General features: G+C 67.2%; 1 protein-coding gene. It reads right to left on the bottom strand.

Annotated elements, in window-relative coordinates; translation table 11 throughout:
* Positions 1–1,123 (bottom strand): enolase C-terminal domain-like protein (locus AC1RWI_RS37965; protein ID WP_492870880.1); only part of this gene is annotated, 1,123 nt, incomplete at both ends.

The following is a 1,123-nucleotide window of genomic DNA, read 5'->3' on the forward strand; positions in this document are numbered from 1 at the left end:
CCGTCGGCACGGCCACCTTGCCGTTCTCGATCTTCAGTGGCGCCTTGGTCAGGCGCTCGCCGTCCTGCCAGATCCAGTGGGTGTCGATGGCGGTGACGCGGCCCGGCGCGGCGGCGGCCACGTGGGTGAACATCGCCAGTGAAATATCGAAGTGATTGTTCGAGTGCGAGCCCCATGTCAGGCCCCACTCGGCGCACATCTGCGCCACCCGCACCGAGCCCTGCATGGTCCAGAAATGCGGATCGGCCAGCGGGATGTCCACCGATTGCAGGCGCACCGCGTGGCCCATCTGGCGCCAGTCGGTCGCGACCATGTTGGTGGCGGTGGGCAGGCCGGTGGCAGTACGGAACTCGGCCATGATCTCGCGGCCCGAGTAGCCCTCTTGCGCGCCGCAAGGATCTTCGGCATAGGCCAGCACGCCATGCTTGTCGCGGCACAGGCGCACGGCTTCGGCCAGCGACCATGCGCCGTTGGGATCCAGCGTGATGCGCGCCTTGGGAAAGCGCTCGGCGAGCGCGAGGATGGCTTCCATCTCTTCGTCGCCGCGCAGCACGCCGCCCTTGAGCTTGAAATCGTTGAAGCCATAGCGCTCATAGGCAGCTTGCGCCAGGCGTACCACGCCCTCGGCATTCATCGCGGCTTCGTTGCGCAGCCGGAACCAGTCGTTGTCCGCCTCGGGCTCGCTGCGGTAGCCGAGCGTGGTGCGGTTACGGTCCCCGATATAGAACAGGTAGCCCAGCATCTCCACGGCATCGCGCTGCTGGCCTTCACCCAACAGCGCGGCCACCGGCACGCCCAGATGCTTGCCCAGCAGGTCGAGCAGCGCCGCCTCGAGCGCGGTGACCGCATGGATGGCGATGCGCAGGTCGAAGGTCTGCAGGCCACGCCCACCCGCGTCGCGGCTGGCAAAGGCGGTGCGCACGCGATTGAGCAGCGCCTGGTGGTTGCCGATCGACTGGCCGGCGAGGAGTTCGCGCGCATCCTCCAGTGTCTGGCGGATCGCTTCGCCGCCGGGCACCTCGCCTACGCCTGTATTGCCCGCGCTGTCTTTCAGGATGACGATATTGCGGGTGAAGAACGGACCGTGCGCCCCGGACAGGTTCATCAGCATGCTGTCGTGGCC

It is taken from the genome of Cupriavidus sp. MPR-AND1C (assembly GCF_058809705.1).